Consider the following 17,535-nt stretch of genomic DNA (forward strand, 5'->3'; position numbering starts at 1 on the left):
ACCCAACATAACTGAGAGATGGTGGCGTTGGGTTTCGTGACCTCCACCCAACCTACTCAAATGGGGGAAAAAGGCGATACTGAGAGATGGTGGCTCGATGTTTGGTGACTTTCATGAGTCCTGGTCTTGGGGTTTTAGTTTTTTACATTTTGACCCATTCTGATATTAACGAGTTGAGAATGCCAATAAAATGTTGCAATGTTTCCTTGATGTTTCCTATGTTTCCATTTTTTAACAATTGACGTGGAGTGATGCAGCTCTGAAAGCAACATCTACAATAGTGAAATCATGGGTAGATTAAGGATTTTCCGTGGCGATCGCATATACCGGGGGTACTTACCATTGGAGGAGGTGAATGGGATAGCACAGGAAATTAGGGCGCGTTCATTTGGTCACTCAGTAACGATTACAGCCCTTTCAGTAATCATGCAATACGCTCTCGCTCGTCCCGGTCCCCCCTGGGATGCAGATTTAGGGTGAGGGTAATGTTTAGTGCGATTTCCCGGCTGTATTTTTCGCACTAACAGCATACTCTTTAGCTTTCATCGCCAAGGGGAAGGGAAAATTGGCGAAATAAGGCCAGCGATTTCTTAAATTGTGAACAGGCATTAGCCAGGTTATCCTGAAACCTGCAACCTGTAACGGTTGTGGTTTTTTTTGTTGTGGCGCGCCACTTTTTTCTCATAATACCTCGCGCCTTACTCTCTCGAGTATTGCCCCGAATGGTATTACTACATCAGTGTTTGGAGGCGATCGCTACTTTTTACTCCCATTACTCAGATCCTCTGTTACCATCGGCGATCGCCTGCTGACAATTACTCTAAAACTCCCTACAGTAAAGGTTTTGCCAGATTGTAAAGAAATGTTAAAGCGTTTTTTATTAAAAAATGTTGCACAAACTTGATTTGGTTGCTAAAGTGTGCATAGCGAACAATAGTAAGTAAAAAAGAGAAAGTAAAAAGGAGAACTGTGAGCTATGTTGTACGCTACCGTGACCTGTGATGTATCCTCAGTCAGCAACTGAGTTGAAGCCTCGATTCGTTCATATCATCATCAGCAAACTGAGTATGAGCTATCAATCAGCAAACTTTCCGCTCCAGAAACGAGAGCTAACCCAGAGGGATTTTGTTGTTCTTCACAATTTTAGCGTCCGCCTGGGTTGAACAGAATTTAGTCCAATCAATTGATTTAGCCGCCACTGTAGTGGAGTCCTAGTGTCCTGGCGGTATTTCACCACAGACAGGAGATTTTTATGAATATCCAAGGTATTACAGCCCTAATTACAGGGGCTTCCCGTGGTATCGGACGAGCGATCGCCCTAGAGTTAGCCCGCAATGGCGTGGGTCGTCTGTTATTAGTCGCCCGCGATCGCCAAAAATTAGCAGAATTGGCAGCAGAACTCAGCGACATGGAAGTAGAAGTGATCACCCTCGCCCTAGATCTCACACAACCCACAGAAGTCAATATCGCCTTAGCCCAAGCATGGCGAACTCACGGCCCCATTGATTTATTAGTGAACTGCGCCGGGGTCGCCCATCAAACCCCCTTCTTGAAATCTAAATTACCCCAAGTCCAAGAAGAACTATCCCTAAACCTGATGGGACTTTACACAGTCACCCGTGCGATCGCCCGACGTATGGCCACCCGAAACCAAGGAACCATCGTCAATGTATCCAGTCTCATGGGCAAAATCGCCGCCCCCACCATGTCCACATACTCAGCCACTAAATTCGCCATCCTAGGCTTTACCGAGGCACTAAGGTCTGAATTAGCCCAACACAATATCAAAGTTATGGCTTTACTTCCCACCCTCACCGATACAGACATGACCCGCCACCTGCAACTATTTCGCTGGGTCACTCCCATGACCCCCCAACAGGTTGCCCAAGTGTTAATTATCGGACTGCGGAAAGACTCCCCAGAAATTCTGGTAGGGTGGCAAAGTCACCTAGCCGTTTGGTGTCGTCGCATTGCCCCCTGGGTAATGAACAAAGTCTTAAAAATGGCATCTCCCCTTTCTCGGAATTATCCCGAGTCTCCCACAGCTTGGCGGCGAGTAGGTGCTGCTTCCCGCTAACCTCTCATTGCACAATGGATAATTAATCATCTGGTAGGGGCGGGTTCCGCAGTTAATTCGATTTCTGAAAAATCATATTACTAAACCCCCCCTATCCCATACTGATCATAATTCTGACAGTCACAGCATCTTCTTTGCTAGAATTATTGACTGTTCATTCTCATTTGAGCAATCATCAACATGATGTTAAACGGTCTAGCCACTGAACTTTCAGGCATTGTAGTTTCCTTGAATGGAATTTTAACAGGATTTTGTCAACTGTTGGCACTGTTTGTAATTGCCATTGGCGTGACCCGTGCTTTAGTGATTTTTATTAAAGATGCCTTATTTAAAGGTCAGGCTACCGAAGCCTTTCAACGAGGCCGTTTAGTCATGGGTTATTCATTTTCCCTAGCCCTCAGTTTTTTAATTGGAGCCACTATTTTAAAAACCATGATTTCTAGCCGTTGGGATGATATCGCCCGGTTAGCTGCTATTATTGCCGTGCGAACTGTCCTAAATTATCTATTACTTCAGGCAATTAGCAAGGCAACTCCAGAAGTTGAACAAATTAGCACTCCCGCCGAAACTTAATCAAAAACTACAGATAATCTCACCAGAAAAAACCTGTCAATTGCTGAGTAATCCGCCATTATGCCCGCCCTAGAGGGGACAAGCATATAGCTGACCCCCCTTGAGTCTGTCAGTCTTAAAAAGAGTAGGCTGTCTGTAATGCCCACCAAATTAGAAGGCCGATACTACCCAAAATCAGTAGTGAAGAAACAATCACAACCGTAGGGCTATCTGCTCCCTTAAACTTCATAATTCCTCTATCTAGGTCTGATGGCATATACACTTCCTCCTACTTTAAGTTTTGTTTGAGTCCAACTAAGCAGGTTGGAGATCGTCGCTCTTCACCTACCTAGATTTTACCCAAACAATAATTATACAATATCTAATGCTTGCTAGGTATAGTTTTCCCTTGACAATGCCCCCAGCCGATCGCCTACCTAGGGGAGACTGGTTAAGTTAGCTAGTCCTCCCCCCTTTGACCTCTGCCAAGACCTCTGCCAAATTGTCAGAAATCTATTATAATGGTGACTTTGATATTTCCACTGACATTAAAAACACCATTTTCGCAGTTATGGCTACTTTTCGAGAAATTTGTCAATACTATCGAGATTATCGTTTATTAGCAATTCTTAGTATCAGTGCATCGAGTTTTTTTGAACTAATTGATTTGCTAGTACCATATACGATCGGACAGATTTTAAATGTCCTGTCTGGTCAAGGTGCAGATGGCTTCATACAGTTAACAGTCACAGCGATCGCCTCCGCCACTGGGCTACCAGACCAACAGACCACAGCTTTAATCATATTACTAGGTATCATTTTTTTAGTCACCGTTATCAAAGCACCTATTCAGCCTTGGTTAGGCTCATGGTTTCACTGGTTAATCCCCCTAGCTGCGCGGCGAGACCAGCATCAGAATGCTCTCCAAAAAATCTTGACTTTACCCCTAGAATTTTACGAAGAAAATAACCCCGGTCGCATTGCTAACCGCATCACCAAAGGCATAACTAACCATACCTGGACTTACCCAGAAATAGCAGGTCAATTAATCCCGAAACTCGTGCGAGTCATCGGTATTTTCATAGTGATTTTTTTCATTAAGTGGCAAATAGCCATATTTTTCTTAGTGTCTTTTGTCTTTATTCTGTCCTTTACCCTCGTCAAACTTCGACATCTCATTAGATTAGAAACCCGACTAGACAGCCATCAAGAAAACACCGAAAGTCGCAACTCGGAAATCATCACTAACATCAAAACTGTCAAAGCCTTTGCTACCGAAAATCAGGAACTTGAACGACAAAGCACTCGCCTAAACCGAGAGTTAACCGTAGTTATCCATCGCATTCACCGAGACTATGTAAAACTCGCTACCTACCAAAATACAACGGTGCAATTTTGTTTATTTATGGTATTGGGTTTTACTTTGTTTGCTACCTTTGGAGGGCAAATGTCTCTGGGGTATTTTGTGGTTACTTATACCCTCTCTAGCATGGCTTATTCTGAACTAACTCCCATTAGTTTATTGGCGGAAGTTTTTGCGCGACGCTATTCTTCTATGGTGCGTTTTTATGAGTTTATGCAGTTGAAAGAGGGACAAGATGCCATCAAATTAAACTCGGAAAATCATCAGGTATCCTATCACTTTAAGGGTAAAGTTGAATTGCAAAACTTAACCTTTGGCTATATCCCAGAAAAACCAGTTTTGCAGGATATTAACCTGTTTATAGAACCCTGTCAAACTGTCGCGCTGGTGGGTCATTCCGGTTCCGGTAAGTCTACCTTGGTCAAGCTATTATTTCGCTACTTTGAACCATTACAGGGTCGCATTTTAATCGATGGTGAAAATATCCAAGATTTGGATGTGACCGCCTATAGGCGACGTTTAGCTATCGTTCATCAAGATGTTGATATCTTCAATGGAACCTTGTTAAATAACCTCACCTATGGCAACCCTAACGCTACCCTAGATGAAGTTAACGAAGCCTGTAAAATTGCCCGAGCCGATGAGTTTATTAATCAACTTGATAAGGGTTATTATACTACTGTGGGAGAACGAGGAATGCGCCTGTCTGGGGGGCAAAAACAGCGGTTAGGTATTGCTAGGGCATTGTTAGTCAATCCTGATATCTTGATTTTTGATGAAGCTACTTCTAGCTTGGATTATGAATCAGAACGTTCCATTCAAATAGCCATGCAAAATATTCTGGGAACTCGGACTACAATTATTGTGGCTCACCGTCTCAGTACCATTCGGGAAGCTGATAAAATTGTGGTATTAGATCATGGTAAAATTGTCGAGATCGGTAGTCATGATGAGTTACTTAATCACCGGGGAATTTATCGGAGATTACACGCACTCCAAGAAACTGGGGACGTGATTTGAGTAGAAGGGGGCGAAAATTAGCCCCCCCTTTAACAAGAGCTTTAATCACTATTAACAGGGACCCTCTGAACCGTCTGGCATAATCGCGCCACAAAAGGTCGCCCCCTCTAATCTAGCATTATTTAAGTTGGCATTATTCAAATTAGCCTGATCTAAATTAGCACCTTCCAGAAAGGCGCGATACATATCTGACCAGGATAAGTCACTATTAGAAAGGTTAGCTTGTCTAAGGGTGGTGCTGTGTAACCTGGCATCCCGCAGGTCTGCACCTGCTAAATTTGCGCCAATTAGGTTGGCTGAACTTAGATCCGCACCTCTTAATTTTGCCCCCCGCAGGTCACTATTTTGCAAATTAGCACCTATGAGAGCCGCGCCGTCTAGTTCGGCTTCCTGTAGGTTGGCTCCACTGAGATCGCACTGCTGACACTGTTTGGTATTTAGCAATTGTTGGATGTCTCGGGGTCGGGCGGCGATCGCCTCAATTCCTAACCCTATTACAGCCAGAAGACCGGGAACAATAACTATTAATTTCATCGAAAACCTGACCAATACTAGCCCGACTTTGACATCATACTATATTATATAGGGGGCTAACTCATGTTAAATCTATTAGCCCCTTTTATTGATTTCAATAGGCTACAGTCATGTTAACATATTTACTAACTACGGTAATCACCTCCTGATAGTTTTTGAATAAACGGTAGGTTGATAGGCTACCATTTACAAACATTGGTAGGGCGGGAGTTGGCATTAATGTGGTGATAAATGTATTCACAATGCACCACAAAATTACCAGGGTAATGCAGCCGATCGCTCCAATTATCACTAGGTCACTGCTTTTTAGTCGCAGGAAACCTATGTACGTCGCCTGTCCAGGCAGCGTCATTAAAGACAGGGGTATTTTAGGTGTCATCACTAACCGCTCAGAATCTAGGGTGGGTATAACAAACCAGGTCTATACCAACCTAAGGAAACTGAATTGCCAAGCTATCTAATTGTCTTAGAAAGTGTGCGCCTCAGCCTCCTCTCAATGCCTACGGAGTTAGCTGACGGGCTAGGGCTGAGAGTTGCCCTTCTCTTTATCTCTGTCGGTTGTTGACAGAAACACTTTGCGAGATTAGCCCCAAAAATTTGGTTCCTCCGCTCCGACCACATCACCGCGTCTGCACCTGCTCGAAAAGTACATAACGGCAATGTTTTACTTTCGCCGGATTAGGCTGACTGTTTGTTTTTAATCTAATTCTATTCTAAATTACCAAATATCAAATTGTCAATAAATTGTGCAAATTGTTTTTGACAGGGAAACAACGGATGATATTCTTAGGGGGAAGAGTAGCTAAATCTCGCAAGCGATCGCCGATCGCCCTAGATTGAGAAAAACTCAACAGGGGGGTTGTGGGGAAGGATGTCAATTGGAAAATTTCCCCTTTAGTGCTAGAGTTAGCAATTGACCACTACTGACAAGAACCATGTCTGCGCCCCCTAGCGCCCCAACTGTAACAACATTTCCCCTCGCCGCCGTGGTGGGACAAGAAGCGATCAAATTTGCCCTGCTGCTGGCCGCAGTTGATCCCGGCTTAGGAGGTGTGGTAATTGCTGGACGGCGGGGAACCGCTAAATCAGTGATGGCCAGAGCCCTTCATGCCTTATTACCGCCCCTAGAAGTAGTAAAAGATGCGATCGCCAACATTCCCCCCAACTGGGAAGCGGGAGAACCCACCCCAGAAACCGAAATCATCCCCGCGCCCTTTGTACAAGTTCCCCTAGGGGTAACAGAAGATAGGCTGATAGGTTCAGTAGACGTAGAAAAATCCGTTAAACAGGGCGACACCGTATTTCAACCCGGCCTATTAGCCACAGCCAACCGAGGAGTCCTTTACATTGACGAAATCAACCTCCTCGATGACAATATAGCCAACCTGCTGCTAACAGTTTTAACGGAAGGGCGCAACGTCATTGAAAGGGAAGGGATCAGCTTTGAACATCCCTGCCAACCCCTATTTATCGCGACCTATAACCCGGAAGAAGGTCCCCTGCGAACCCATTTACTCGATCGCATTGCCATAGCCCTATCTGCTGATGGAGTCCTGAGTTTAGATCAACGGGTGCAAGCAGTAGACCAAGCCCTCGATTATTCCCAGTCTCCCGAGGCATTTCTCCAGCAATATACAGAAGACTTAGATAACCTGAAAACTCAAATTCTCCTAGCCAGAGAATGGCTAAAAGATGTCACCATCACCTCAGAGCAAATTCTGTACCTGGTAGAAGAAGCCATCAGAGGGGTAGTTCCCGGACACCGGGCGGAACTGTTTGCGGTGCGAGTAGCTAAGGCTTCGGCGGCTTTAGATGGTAGAAATAGCGTTAATGCTGATGACTTGCGGCGGGCGGTAGAATTAGTTATTGTACCCAGAGCCACAGTAATTCAGACCCCCCCCGAAGAACAACAACAGCCACCACCCCCACCCCCACCACCCCCCCAAGGTGAGGACGAACCGGAACCAGAGGACGAAGACGAAGACGAAGAACCGGAAACCGAACCCCCAGAAGAAGAAGAAAATAGCATCCCAGAAGAGTTTGTGTTTGACCCGGAAGGGGTGGTGCTAGATCCAACGGTGTTGTATTTCTCGCAAATGGCAAACCGACAGGGTAAAACTGGCAGCCGCAGTATGATTTTTTCAGAGGATCGCGGTCGGTATGTTAAACCCATGCTACCCAAGGGTAAAGTACAACGCATTGCGGTAGATGCTACCCTACGGGCGGCAGCACCCTATCAGCGATCGCGACGGTTACGATATCCTGAACGTCGGGTAGTGGTAGAACAGGGGGATATTAGATCTAAGCGCCTAGCCAGAAAGTCCGGGGCTTTGGTGGTGTTTGTCGTGGATGCTTCCGGGTCTATGGCCCTAAACCGGATGCAGTCAGCCAAAGGCGCGGTAATGCAGCTATTAACTGAGGCTTACCAAAGCCGCGACATGGTGTCGTTAATTCCCTTCCGAGGGGAACAGGCGGAAGTTTTGTTACCGCCTACTCGGTCAATTGCGGCCGCCAAACGACGCTTGGAAAGGATGCCCTGTGGGGGTGGGTCTCCCCTGGCTCACGGACTAACTCAAGCGGTGCGGGTGGGGATGAATGCTAAACAGTCTGGAGATATCGGACAGGTGGTAATTGTAGCAATTACGGACGGCCGAGGTAACATTCCCTTAGCCCGATCGCTCGGTGAACCTATCTTAGAAGGTGAAAAACCGGATATTAAAGGGGAATTGCTGGAAATTGCTGCCAAAATTCGTGGTTTGGGTATTCAATTGTTAGTAATTGATACCGAAAATAAATTTGTCTCGACAGGTTTTGCCAAGGAATTGGCGAAAACCGCAGGAGGTAAGTATTATCATTTACCCAAAGCCACGGATCAGGCGATCGCAGCTATGACTCAAAATGCGATTCGTGATGCGATCGGTTAAAGTATAGATAACCAATAGGTTTTTTCCATGGAACCTGTTATTTCCCATTCTGGGGAAAAGCCATCCCCAGGCAGGTTTTGCCCATGGTTGCTAGAGGTTTTCCAGGGTCTCAGAAATTCCGTCAATTGGTCATCTGTCCGCCTGGTAAAAATTTGCCTATAATACCGGAAAACAGTTAGTCCCAACCCTAGACTAATATTGTGCTTCCTAATGCTCAGGATTAACCAATAGTGTTTTGAGTGGAAATTTATGAGTATGTTTAATGCTACTGCCATTCTCATTGATGCCTTCGTCCAACGCCTACAGGCTGGTTACCGCCGTACCTATGGGGGATTTAAACCAGACTACCCCGAAATAATTGCTTGGGCTGGCACAATGGCTCTGGAAAATATCGCCAACTGTGACGCATTATACCACAATGTCGAACATACTATGCTTGTCACCCTAGTAGGACAAGAAATTCTGCGCGGGAAGCATATTCGAGAGGGGGGAGTCACCCCAGAAGACTGGTTACACTTTACCATTTCACTCCTATGTCATGATATCGGCTATGTGAAAGGAGTATGTCGGCGAGACCAAGACGCTAATGGTTTATATGCGACAGGAATTGATGATGGTATGGTTTCCATAAGTTCAGGCGCAACCTCGGCTAGTCTGACTCCCTACCATGTCGATCGCGGTAAATTAGTCATAGATGAACGCTTTGGTGGTCATAAACTAATTGATGCGGAACAAATTAAACGCAACATTGAACTAACCCGGTTTCCCGTCCCGGCTGATGAAACTCACCAAGACCGCCAGAATTACTCAGGACTCGCGCGCGCGGCTGATTTAATCGGTCAACTCAGTGACCCTCGCTACCTCAAAAAGATTAGTTCCCTATTCTACGAATTTGAAGAAGTCGGGACTAATAAAGTCCTAGGTTACAAAACCCCCGGCGACCTCCGTAATAATTACGCCAAATTCTACTGGAATGGTGTATTTCCCTACATTCCCGCCGCCTTGCGATATTTACAACTGACCCAGGAAGGGAAACAAGTTGTGGCTAACCTATACGCTAACGTTTTCCAGGTGGAAAATGAACGGCGTATCCTCAGCGAAAGCGAGAAATATCTGCCAGAGAATTCATCCATTGGTGAAGAAAATGGCTACAATGGCGACAAAAACGGTAGTTCAGACCTGCCCAAATTTAGCGAAATGTTTAATTTGAATTTGTGAAGGACCAAACACCAAAAACCCCAACCCCGGAAATTTCCCAAAAACTTGAACAGTTGAGGCTAACTGTCCAACGGGCTAGTTATGCCTATTATGTTCTGGATGATCCTATTATGGAGGATGGGGTTTACGATCGCCTATATCGGGAACTGCAAGAACTCGAAACCCAATACCCAGAACTAATCTCTCCTGATAGTCCTACCCAGAGGGTCGGAGAAAAAGCCGCTACTCAGTTTGAGTCTGTACGCCATAATATCAGTCTTTATAGCCTGGAAAATGCCTTTAATATGGCAGAACTCCAGGCTTGGGATGAAAAATGGCGACGTTTTCTTGGTGACTGGGCAGCGGAAGATAATAACTATATCTGTGAACTCAAAATCGATGGTTCGGCGATCGCTCTCACCTATCACGATGGCATATTAGTTAGGGGTGCGACTCGTGGGGATGGAGTCACTGGGGAAGACATTACCCAAAATATTAAAACTATCCGCTCTATTCCCCTAAAATTACATCTGGATAACCCGCCGCCTGTGGTGGAAGTTCGGGGGGAGGCTTTCCTCTACAACCGTATTTTTGCGGAAATTAACCAGGAAAGACAAAAAAACGGAGAGCCACTATTTGCTAACCCGCGTAATGCAGCCGCCGGAACTCTGCGACAACTTGACTCCCGCATTGTGGCTGCTCGACACTTGGATTTTTTCGCCTATACTCTACACCTAGACTCCCCCAATTTACATGATCACTGGGATTGTCTGGAGTTGCTCCCAAAAATGGGCTTTAAAGTCAATCCTAATCGCCAACTGTGTCAATCTTTGCTGGAAGTTCAGCAGTATTTTAATACTTGGGAAACTCAGCGCCGAGAATTACCCTATATGACTGATGGGGTGGTGGTTAAGCTAAATTCCCTCAGTCTCCAAAAACAGTTGGGAGAAACGAGAAAATTTCCCCGCTGGGCGATCGCCCTTAAATATCCGGCGGAAGAATTGCCCACTAAGATTATATCAGTTACTTTCCAGGTCGGACGTACTGGAGCCTTGACTCCGGTGGCTGAACTTGAACCCATACAGTTAGCTGGAACAACTGTTAAACGCGCTACACTTCATAATCAAGACCGCCTGACTGAATTAGACCTACATATTGGCGATACGGTAATTGTCCGTAAGGCTGGGGAAATTATCCCGGAAGTGGTGCGAGTATTGCCGGATTTGCGACCAACTGGCGCTAAACTGGTGACTATGCCGACTCATTGTCCTGAGTGTGGGGAAACTGTGGTAAAAACTCCACCGGAGGCGGTCACCCGCTGTATTAATTCCTCTTGTCCGGCTATTGTGCGCGGTTCTATTATTCACTGGTGCGGAAGAAGGGCTTTAGATATTAATGGTATTGGGGAAAAGCTGGTTCAGCAATTGGTTGAGACTCAATTGGTGCGATCGGTCGCTGACCTTTATCATCTTAATATGGATCAGTTGGTTGCCTTAGAACGCCAGGGCCAAAAATCAGCCCAGAAAATTCTGGAGGCGATCGCCGCTTCTAAAAAACAACCCTGGCATCGAGTATTATATGGTCTAGGTATTCGCTATGTCGGAGAGGTTAATGCTGAGTTACTCGCTCAAAATTTCCCGAGTTGTCAGAGTTTGGCGGCGGCTTCTTCCGCACAAATAGAAGGCGTTTATGGTATCGGCGCGGAAATTGCTACTTCTGTTTATCAGTGGTTCCAAAATCCTGCTAATATCAGTTTATGCGATCGACTTGAACAATCTGGTTTACAGCTTGCCAGTGTGCCGTCAACTGCACTAAAATCTACTCCCCAAGCGCAACCTTTCGCCGGGAAAACCTTTGTGCTTACCGGAACATTACCTACTCTCACCCGAGAGGAAGCTAAATCTATCATTGAGAAAGCTGGGGGAAAAGTCACTAATTCTGTTACCCAAAAAGTCGATTATTTACTATTAGGAGACAAGCCGGGATCGAAATTAGCAAAAGCTCAAAATCTGGGTATCGCAGAGTTATCCGAATTAGAGCTTTTAGAGATGGCAAAATAAGCCATGATTTAGGGTGTAAATTAAAGCCACAAATCATCATCATTGAACTGATGTATTAATTTACCAATCTCAATCCGGGTGACATATTCAGGGCTTGCTCAACTATATTTCTGCTACTTTTAGCCAGTCAATCCGATTAAATATACCTCTAAAAGCGCCATAGAAATATATGCTCAAAACCAATCAAATCATCTCCCTGCTGCTCATTTTTATTCCCATTTCCATTGTCGCCGAATATGGACACTGGGGAGCCACTATAATCTTTATAACCGCCGCCCTAGCCATTATTCCCCTGGCGGCTTGGATGGGTACAGCTACCGAAGAAATAGCAGTAGTTCTCGGCCCTAATTTAGGAGGGTTAATGAATGCCACATTTGGCAATGCTACCGAATTAATTATCGGTTTTGTCGCTCTCAAAGCCGGATTGGTAGAGGTAGTCAAAGCCAGCATTACCGGGTCAATTATTGGCAACTTATTACTGGTAATGGGTTTAGCCATGTTTCTGGGAGGATTAAGGTTCAAAGAACAAGAATTTCCCCCAGTAGTGGCTCGTCTGAATGCCTCAGCCATGACCTTAGCAGTAATTGCTATATTAGTTCCCACCGCCGTAGATGTCACGTCCAGCGGCATAGAGGAAAGCACCATGCAAACTCTGTCCGGTGCGGTGGCGCTAGTGTTGATTATAGTTTATATCCTCACCCTACTATTTTCCATGAAAACCCACTCCTATTTATATGATGTGGGATTAGCAGAAAACGAAGTAGAACCCGGAACGGGAGAAGAAATATCAGGGGAACCTCATCATCAAATCAATCTAAAATTATGGATTGTGGTGCTTTTAGTGGCTACAATTATGGTGGCGGTTGAGTCGGAGCTGTTGGTAGGTACTCTGGAAGAGGCTACCGAGAGTCTGGGTTTGACAGCACTATTTACCGGGGTGATCCTAGTTCCGATTATTGGGAATGCAGCCGAACACGCCACGGCTGTGACGGTTGCTATGAAAAATAAAATGGATCTGTCGGTGTCGGTGGCTGTAGGTTCGAGTTTACAGATTGCCCTCTTTGTAGCACCAGTGTTAGTTCTGGCGGGGTTGGTGCTAAATCAGCCAATGGATTTAGACTTTAATCCCTTTGAGTTAATAGCTGTGGCTGTATCGGTGGCGATCGCTAATTCGGTAAGTTCTGACGGCCGGTCGGACTGGTTGGAAGGGGTGTTGCTGCTGGCTGCATATATGGTTTTAGGAATAGCCTTTTTCTTTCATCCCGTCATGTTGTAACCCACCCCCAACCAACAAGCCACGTTTTGGTCGCTAATTAGTATCGAGGAGCCAAAATGTTATACTGGGTTGCAACGGTATCGGCTAGAATTATCATATATAGTAGCAGTCTTTATATGGCCGCCTTCCTGAAAGTCGCGATCGAGGCTTATGCTTTCCAGTTTGCTACTGTTTCCTTTCAATGTCTAAGCACCTATTCCCAAGCGATTGCCAAAAAGGATAGATATGTCTATGGATTTTGACGGTAGGTGGCTAAAGCCGATCTTGGCTTTTCCTCCCTGCTTTGAACAGGCAGGGCTTGCAAGTGTTAAGGTGTTTCCGTGAGTTATTGCCTCAATCCCAAATGCCCTAAACCCGATGATGAGTCGAATGCCAAACGACGCATTTGCGCTCAGTGTGGCTCTGATCTGTTTATACAGAGTCGTTATCGTGTTATCAAAAAGATGGGTGGGGGAGGATTTGGTCAAACTTTTGAGATTCTCGACCAAAAAGATAAGACTCGCAAAGTTTTAAAAGTTCTCCTCAAAGAACATCCCAAGGCGATCGCTCTGTTTAAACAAGAGGCGAAAGTTTTGAGTGAACTTAGTCATCCCGGCATCCCTAAAGTAGATAAAGATGGCTACTTTACCTTTATGCCGAAAGATGAGTCGCCGCTGCATTGTTTAGTCATGGAGAAAATCGAAGGGTTAGACCTTCAGGAGTGGATGAAGGAGCGCAAAAAAGAACCCATTAGCCCAGAATTAGCCATGGATTGGCTAAAACAACTGGTGGAAATTCTCGATCGCGTCCACAGTTTACAGTATTTTCACCGAGATATTAAACCTCAAAACATCATGCGAAAGCCTGATGGTCAACTGGTGTTAATTGATTTTGGCACAGCGCGGGAAGTGACCGAGACCATTATGGGGTTTAGTTCAAATGGCTCCGGCGAACAGGATAATGATAAGAAACGCGCCACAGGAATTGTCTCCCCTGGTTATACGCCGCCAGAACAAACGAACGGGAAAGCAGTACCTCAGTCGGACTTTTTTGCCCTGGGTCGGACTTTTGTTTATCTGTTGACGGGAAAACCCCCCACGGCTTACCCAGAAAATCCTCGCACTGGGAAACTTTTGTGGCGTAAGGGTGCGCCAAATATCCCGAAACAATTGGCGGATGTTCTTGATTATCTGATGGCACCATTTCCGGGAAATCGCCCCCAGAACCCTGGGGTAGTTCTCCAGTGTTTAGCTGAAGTGGAACTTAATCCGCCACCCCGCGATAGTGATGAAAGAGAAGATCCCAAATCAGATACCAAAGGTAAAAAGAAAGAACAGCTGAAGACGAAAATCCACCTCAGTGAACTGAAAATTAAGATTCCCTTCAAGGCTATTGGTATTCTGAGTGTGATTGTGACCATGGGGGGGTTGATTTATACCCAGGTAGACGGTTATCGGCGCTATGGCTTAATTCCGGCTAACCCTATGTTGGTGATTAGAGGGTGGCCTAATCGTATGTGGCTACTGGGGCATAAGGAGGCTTTAGGGCAGGTTTATGCTTTGGCGATCGCCCCAGACGGTGAAACTCTGGTTGCGGGAACTTTTGGCACAATTCGACGCTGGGGTATCCATTCTGGAGAGGTTTTTAATCCCGAAAGCGTCCATTCGAGTTGGGTAAGGGCCCTAGCATTCTCCCCCAATGGAGAGATTATGGTCAGTGGTAGTAATGATAAAACTATCCGTATGTGGTGGGGATCGCGTCAACGTACTATTGAAGGACATACAGGAAGTGTCCATGCTTTGGTTTTTAGTCCCAACGGTCAAATTTTAGCTAGTGGTAGCGAAGACAGGACTATTATTCTGTGGGATACCAATGGTCGGCGATTATCAACTATTCTCGCCCATGACCTCCCGGTTAATGCTTTGGCTTTCAATCCCCAGGGTAATGTTCTCGCTAGTGCTAGTGCAGATGCCAGTATCAGATTATGGAATGTCAATGTCGGTGATAGTAGTCGCCGACTGACAATTACTGGCCATGGAGATAGTATTAATGCGATCGCCTATAGCCCCGACGGTGAAACCATCGCCAGCGCTAGTGATGATGGAACCGTGCGCTTGTGGAATGCTAACACAGGGGAACAACTGCGGGTTTTTGAGGGACACAGAGGCCCGGTGAAATCCCTAGTGATTACCCCAGATGGCCAAACTTTAATTGCTGGAGGCGATCACATTGTTTTATGGAATCTCAACACCGGGGAAATAATCACTACCCTTTGGGGTCATGGAGACCTGATCACAGCCCTAGCCCTCACCCCAGATGGCAAAATCCTCACCAGTGGTAGTGAGGATAAAACCATTAAAATCTGGCAGCTAAAGCTGTAGACCCAGAGGGGAGGAAAAGCAGTTATATGGGGGGTGGGCGGTAGCTTGCACCGTATTGGGAAACTAATCGCCTCAACCCTCCCCTACTCCTCCCTCCGGGAAACTCTGAGCTTTCAGGCCCCTATTTTAGAAGCGGAAAGTAGTCCGCAGGGTTCCTACCACAATATTAGCATTGCGGGCATTGTGCTCAGGACTGGTCAAAACATAGAAGCCAGGAGTGATGGAAATGTAGTCGTTGAAAGCATAGCGATAGAAGGCTTCAATATGGAAGGAAGTATCGCGATCTTCCAAAGCGGTGGTGTCATGGGAGGTAACTTTCGGAGGCATTCCGATCACAATACCACCCAAATCTCCTTCACTGAAAGCATCTGGGAAGCCCATAGTCACAGCCCAGTTAAGAACTGTGGCACTGTCACTACCGTTATTTTGTTGACTAGCCCAGGTAGCACCAAACCAGCCACCCAACTCGAACTTCTCAACTACCCGCCAGTTAAACTGGAAGCCGAGGTTATCGCTGGTGCTGGCATTATCTCCAAAGGGGCGATCGGCGATCCAGCTTCCGGTACCACCCGCCATATTGACATCGCCGTCATTGAAATACTTACGGGCGTACTCTACCCCAAAAGCCAGCCTGTCTGTGGGTTGATAGACCAACTGAGCCGACCCAGTATTGCTACCGTTGAATAAGCCATTACCAGCAGTAGCATCGGAGGCGTTACCTGCTAAATAACCCAGATTCAGTCTGAACTGACGATCATTACCAAAGGCGAACTTAGCCGCCGCCCCTGCACCTTCTGGACCACGGAAAATGGCAGGGTTACGCTGACCAAACCGAGAAATTGAGGCATTACCAGTGCTGTTAAAGGGGGTGATCACATCCATGATGTCATCTAAATCAAGGCTGTTAGCACCGATAAAGATGTGCGCCCGACGATTGAAGGCGGGGAAACGGTAGTACAAATCATCTAGCTCTATCCCATTGGAATTGCCATCAATACCAGTCCGAGACATTAAGCTATTGGTGAGGTCAAAATTGCTGAGGTTAGGGATATCTCTCGCTTGCAGACGGGTTTTCAATAGGTCTTCGCCGGTGAAGCTGGTATCAAAGTTCAGACGAACCCGGTAGCCCAAATAAGTTTGAGTGGGGTCATCACTGCGAGGGCCTTTGGGACCTCCAACCACGTTATGTCTGGCGCGATCGCCAAAGCTATCTCCTGGCCAGAACACTACTTCCCCGCGCAGTTTGGTAGTGGTGGAGAACTGATTAGCCTCCAATTCAGCCGTCCGCGCTTCCAAAGCGTACACACGGCCGCGCAAAGTTGCCAATTCCGCCGCAAACTCTTCCTGGAGCCGTTGCAGAACCGCCAAATCTTCGCGAGTTACCAAATTAGCCACAGAAGCCGCAATCAATTCGTTAACCCGTTCCAAACAGGCATTTAAACCAGCCGCAAACTCAAAACGAGTCATGGCGCGGTTTCCTCTAAAGGTTCCGTCTGGATAACCTGCAATACAGCCATAACGTTCTACCAAAGACTGAAGCGCTTGGAATGCCCAATCTGTAGGTTGAACGTCAGACAATTGAGATACAGAGGTCACCTGCTCCATAGAGTCGGCAACTTCACTGTATAGATTGATTTGTTCTAGGTCGGCAATTCTGAGTTCCTGTTCCATCTCAGGTTGTACCTGAGCTACCTCTTGGGTTTCGGCAGAGGACTCAAAACCTAAATCCATTACATTCTGAGACAGAGGAGCCGTGTTATCGACCTCTGGCGCAACTGCCATTAGCGAGGTAGTATCCGCATCCAGGCTAAATTGACTAACTCCTTCCGCTGCATCTGAAGCTAGGGATGCCACTTGGGAAGTAGTAACCAGCTTGTCTGAAGGGCTGTCTGTGGCTAATGCAGCAGTTGTGCTTAACAGAAGAGCAGCACCCAGAAAGCCTGGACTCTGCTTGAGAGTGTTCCATAGAATTTTGTTCATCATCTCAAATCTCACACCGACTTAAAAAGACCTAAGCGAGGATGTCCCCAGCTCGAATGAACCAATAGTATCACGATTTCACGTAAAACTCCTGGGAGGGTTGGAAGCTCCGTGATTGCTCACGGAGAGGAAAACTGACTCAAGCGGATGACCGCCGCCAGCACCCCCTTGCGGGGTGGAGGGGTATGGTTT

The 17,535-nt window shown here is 46.3% G+C and carries 14 protein-coding genes and 1 riboswitch; of the genes, 10 read left to right on the forward strand and 4 right to left on the reverse strand.

What is annotated here, in order from left to right; translation table 11 throughout:
• Positions 1 to 288 precede the first annotated feature (288 nt).
• The 4 genes from P5683_RS15965 (at position 289) to P5683_RS15980 (ending at position 5,012) form a co-directional block, all read left to right on the forward strand.
• Positions 289 to 480 (forward strand): hypothetical protein, encoded by a 192-nt coding sequence (locus P5683_RS15965; protein ID WP_006670728.1) that lies wholly within the window; start codon positions 289 to 291, stop codon positions 478 to 480.
• Positions 481 to 1,252: 772 nt separating this feature from the next.
• Entirely contained in the window at positions 1,253 to 2,077 is an 825-nt protein-coding gene (locus P5683_RS15970) for an SDR family oxidoreductase (protein WP_006624548.1), read from the forward strand.
• Positions 2,078 to 2,257: 180 nt separating this feature from the next.
• Positions 2,258 to 2,650 carry a DUF1622 domain-containing protein gene (locus tag P5683_RS15975; protein WP_006624549.1) on the forward strand — a complete coding sequence of 131 codons (393 nt, stop codon included), beginning with the start codon at positions 2,258 to 2,260 and terminating at the stop codon, positions 2,648 to 2,650.
• Between the two features lie 550 nt (positions 2,651 to 3,200).
• Complete coding sequence (locus tag P5683_RS15980; RefSeq protein WP_048895434.1) at positions 3,201 to 5,012, forward strand: ABC transporter ATP-binding protein; 1,812 nt, start codon at positions 3,201 to 3,203, stop codon at positions 5,010 to 5,012.
• Positions 5,013 to 5,063: 51 nt separating this feature from the next.
• Here P5683_RS15980 and P5683_RS15985 read toward each other — a convergent pair whose 3' ends face one another.
• From P5683_RS15985 to P5683_RS15995, 3 genes are all read right to left on the reverse strand, one after another.
• On the reverse strand, positions 5,064 to 5,546 hold the full coding sequence (locus P5683_RS15985; RefSeq protein WP_006624552.1) for a pentapeptide repeat-containing protein: 483 nt from the start codon (positions 5,544 to 5,546) through the stop codon (positions 5,064 to 5,066).
• Positions 5,547 to 5,640: 94 nt separating this feature from the next.
• Positions 5,641 to 5,925 (reverse strand): hypothetical protein, encoded by a 285-nt coding sequence (locus P5683_RS15990; protein ID WP_006670730.1) that lies wholly within the window; start codon positions 5,923 to 5,925, stop codon positions 5,641 to 5,643.
• Positions 5,926 to 6,028: 103 nt separating this feature from the next.
• Positions 6,029 to 6,190: riboswitch (cyclic di-AMP (ydaO/yuaA leader) on the reverse strand.
• Positions 6,191 to 6,274: 84 nt separating this feature from the next.
• Entirely contained in the window at positions 6,275 to 6,424 is a 150-nt protein-coding gene (locus P5683_RS15995) for a hypothetical protein (protein ID WP_008051165.1), read from the reverse strand.
• A gap of 57 nt (positions 6,425 to 6,481) precedes the next feature.
• Between P5683_RS15995 and bchD the strand changes: the two genes are divergently transcribed.
• The 6 genes from bchD (at position 6,482) to P5683_RS16025 (ending at position 15,363) form a co-directional block, all read left to right on the forward strand.
• Positions 6,482 to 8,470 carry a magnesium chelatase ATPase subunit D gene (gene bchD, locus P5683_RS16000; RefSeq protein WP_006624555.1) on the forward strand — a complete coding sequence of 663 codons (1,989 nt, stop codon included), beginning with the start codon at positions 6,482 to 6,484 and terminating at the stop codon, positions 8,468 to 8,470.
• A gap of 255 nt (positions 8,471 to 8,725) precedes the next feature.
• Entirely contained in the window at positions 8,726 to 9,688 is a 963-nt protein-coding gene (locus P5683_RS16005) for an Npun_R2479 family HD domain-containing metalloprotein (RefSeq protein ID WP_315641920.1), read from the forward strand.
• Positions 9,685 to 11,727 carry an NAD-dependent DNA ligase LigA gene (ligA, locus tag P5683_RS16010; protein WP_315644958.1) on the forward strand — a complete coding sequence of 681 codons (2,043 nt, stop codon included), beginning with the start codon at positions 9,685 to 9,687 and terminating at the stop codon, positions 11,725 to 11,727. Before P5683_RS16005 ends, ligA begins: the two co-directional genes overlap by 4 nt.
• A gap of 169 nt (positions 11,728 to 11,896) precedes the next feature.
• Complete coding sequence (cax, locus tag P5683_RS16015; protein WP_006670733.1) at positions 11,897 to 13,003, forward strand: calcium/proton exchanger; 1,107 nt, start codon at positions 11,897 to 11,899, stop codon at positions 13,001 to 13,003.
• Positions 13,004 to 13,059: 56 nt separating this feature from the next.
• Positions 13,060 to 13,245, forward strand: coding sequence for a hypothetical protein (locus P5683_RS16020; RefSeq protein WP_006670734.1), 186 nt, complete (start codon positions 13,060 to 13,062; stop codon positions 13,243 to 13,245).
• 78 nt (positions 13,246 to 13,323) lie between these two features.
• The gene (locus tag P5683_RS16025) at positions 13,324 to 15,363 is read left to right on the forward strand and encodes a serine/threonine-protein kinase (protein ID WP_006624561.1); all 2,040 of its coding nucleotides are present in this window, start codon (positions 13,324 to 13,326) and stop codon (positions 15,361 to 15,363) included.
• 126 nt (positions 15,364 to 15,489) lie between these two features.
• Here P5683_RS16025 and P5683_RS16030 read toward each other — a convergent pair whose 3' ends face one another.
• Entirely contained in the window at positions 15,490 to 17,343 is a 1,854-nt protein-coding gene (locus tag P5683_RS16030; protein WP_315640459.1) for an iron uptake porin, read from the reverse strand.
• Between the last annotated feature and the right edge of the window lie 192 nt (positions 17,344 to 17,535).

Source organism: Limnospira sp. PMC 1279.21 (genome assembly GCF_032349615.1).
Lineage (GTDB): Bacteria > Cyanobacteriota > Cyanobacteriia > Cyanobacteriales > Microcoleaceae > Limnospira > Limnospira fusiformis.

Coding starts and splice junctions, on each gene's coding strand:
- bchD (WP_006624555.1), top strand. CDS start 6,482: ATGTCTGCGCCCCCTAGCGCCCCAACTGTAACAACATTTCCCCTCGCC.
- P5683_RS15970 (WP_006624548.1), top strand. CDS start 1,253: ATGAATATCCAAGGTATTACAGCCCTAATTACAGGGGCTTCCCGTGGT.
- P5683_RS16020 (WP_006670734.1), top strand. CDS start 13,060: ATGTTATACTGGGTTGCAACGGTATCGGCTAGAATTATCATATATAGT.
- P5683_RS15965 (WP_006670728.1), top strand. CDS start 289: ATGGGTAGATTAAGGATTTTCCGTGGCGATCGCATATACCGGGGGTAC.
- P5683_RS16030 (WP_315640459.1), bottom strand. CDS start 17,343: ATGAACAAAATTCTATGGAACACTCTCAAGCAGAGTCCAGGCTTTCTG.
- P5683_RS15985 (WP_006624552.1), bottom strand. CDS start 5,546: ATGAAATTAATAGTTATTGTTCCCGGTCTTCTGGCTGTAATAGGGTTA.
- P5683_RS16005 (WP_315641920.1), top strand. CDS start 8,726: ATGTTTAATGCTACTGCCATTCTCATTGATGCCTTCGTCCAACGCCTA.
- P5683_RS15975 (WP_006624549.1), top strand. CDS start 2,258: ATGATGTTAAACGGTCTAGCCACTGAACTTTCAGGCATTGTAGTTTCC.
- cax (WP_006670733.1), top strand. CDS start 11,897: ATGCTCAAAACCAATCAAATCATCTCCCTGCTGCTCATTTTTATTCCC.
- P5683_RS15980 (WP_048895434.1), top strand. CDS start 3,201: ATGGCTACTTTTCGAGAAATTTGTCAATACTATCGAGATTATCGTTTA.
- P5683_RS15990 (WP_006670730.1), bottom strand. CDS start 5,925: ATGACACCTAAAATACCCCTGTCTTTAATGACGCTGCCTGGACAGGCG.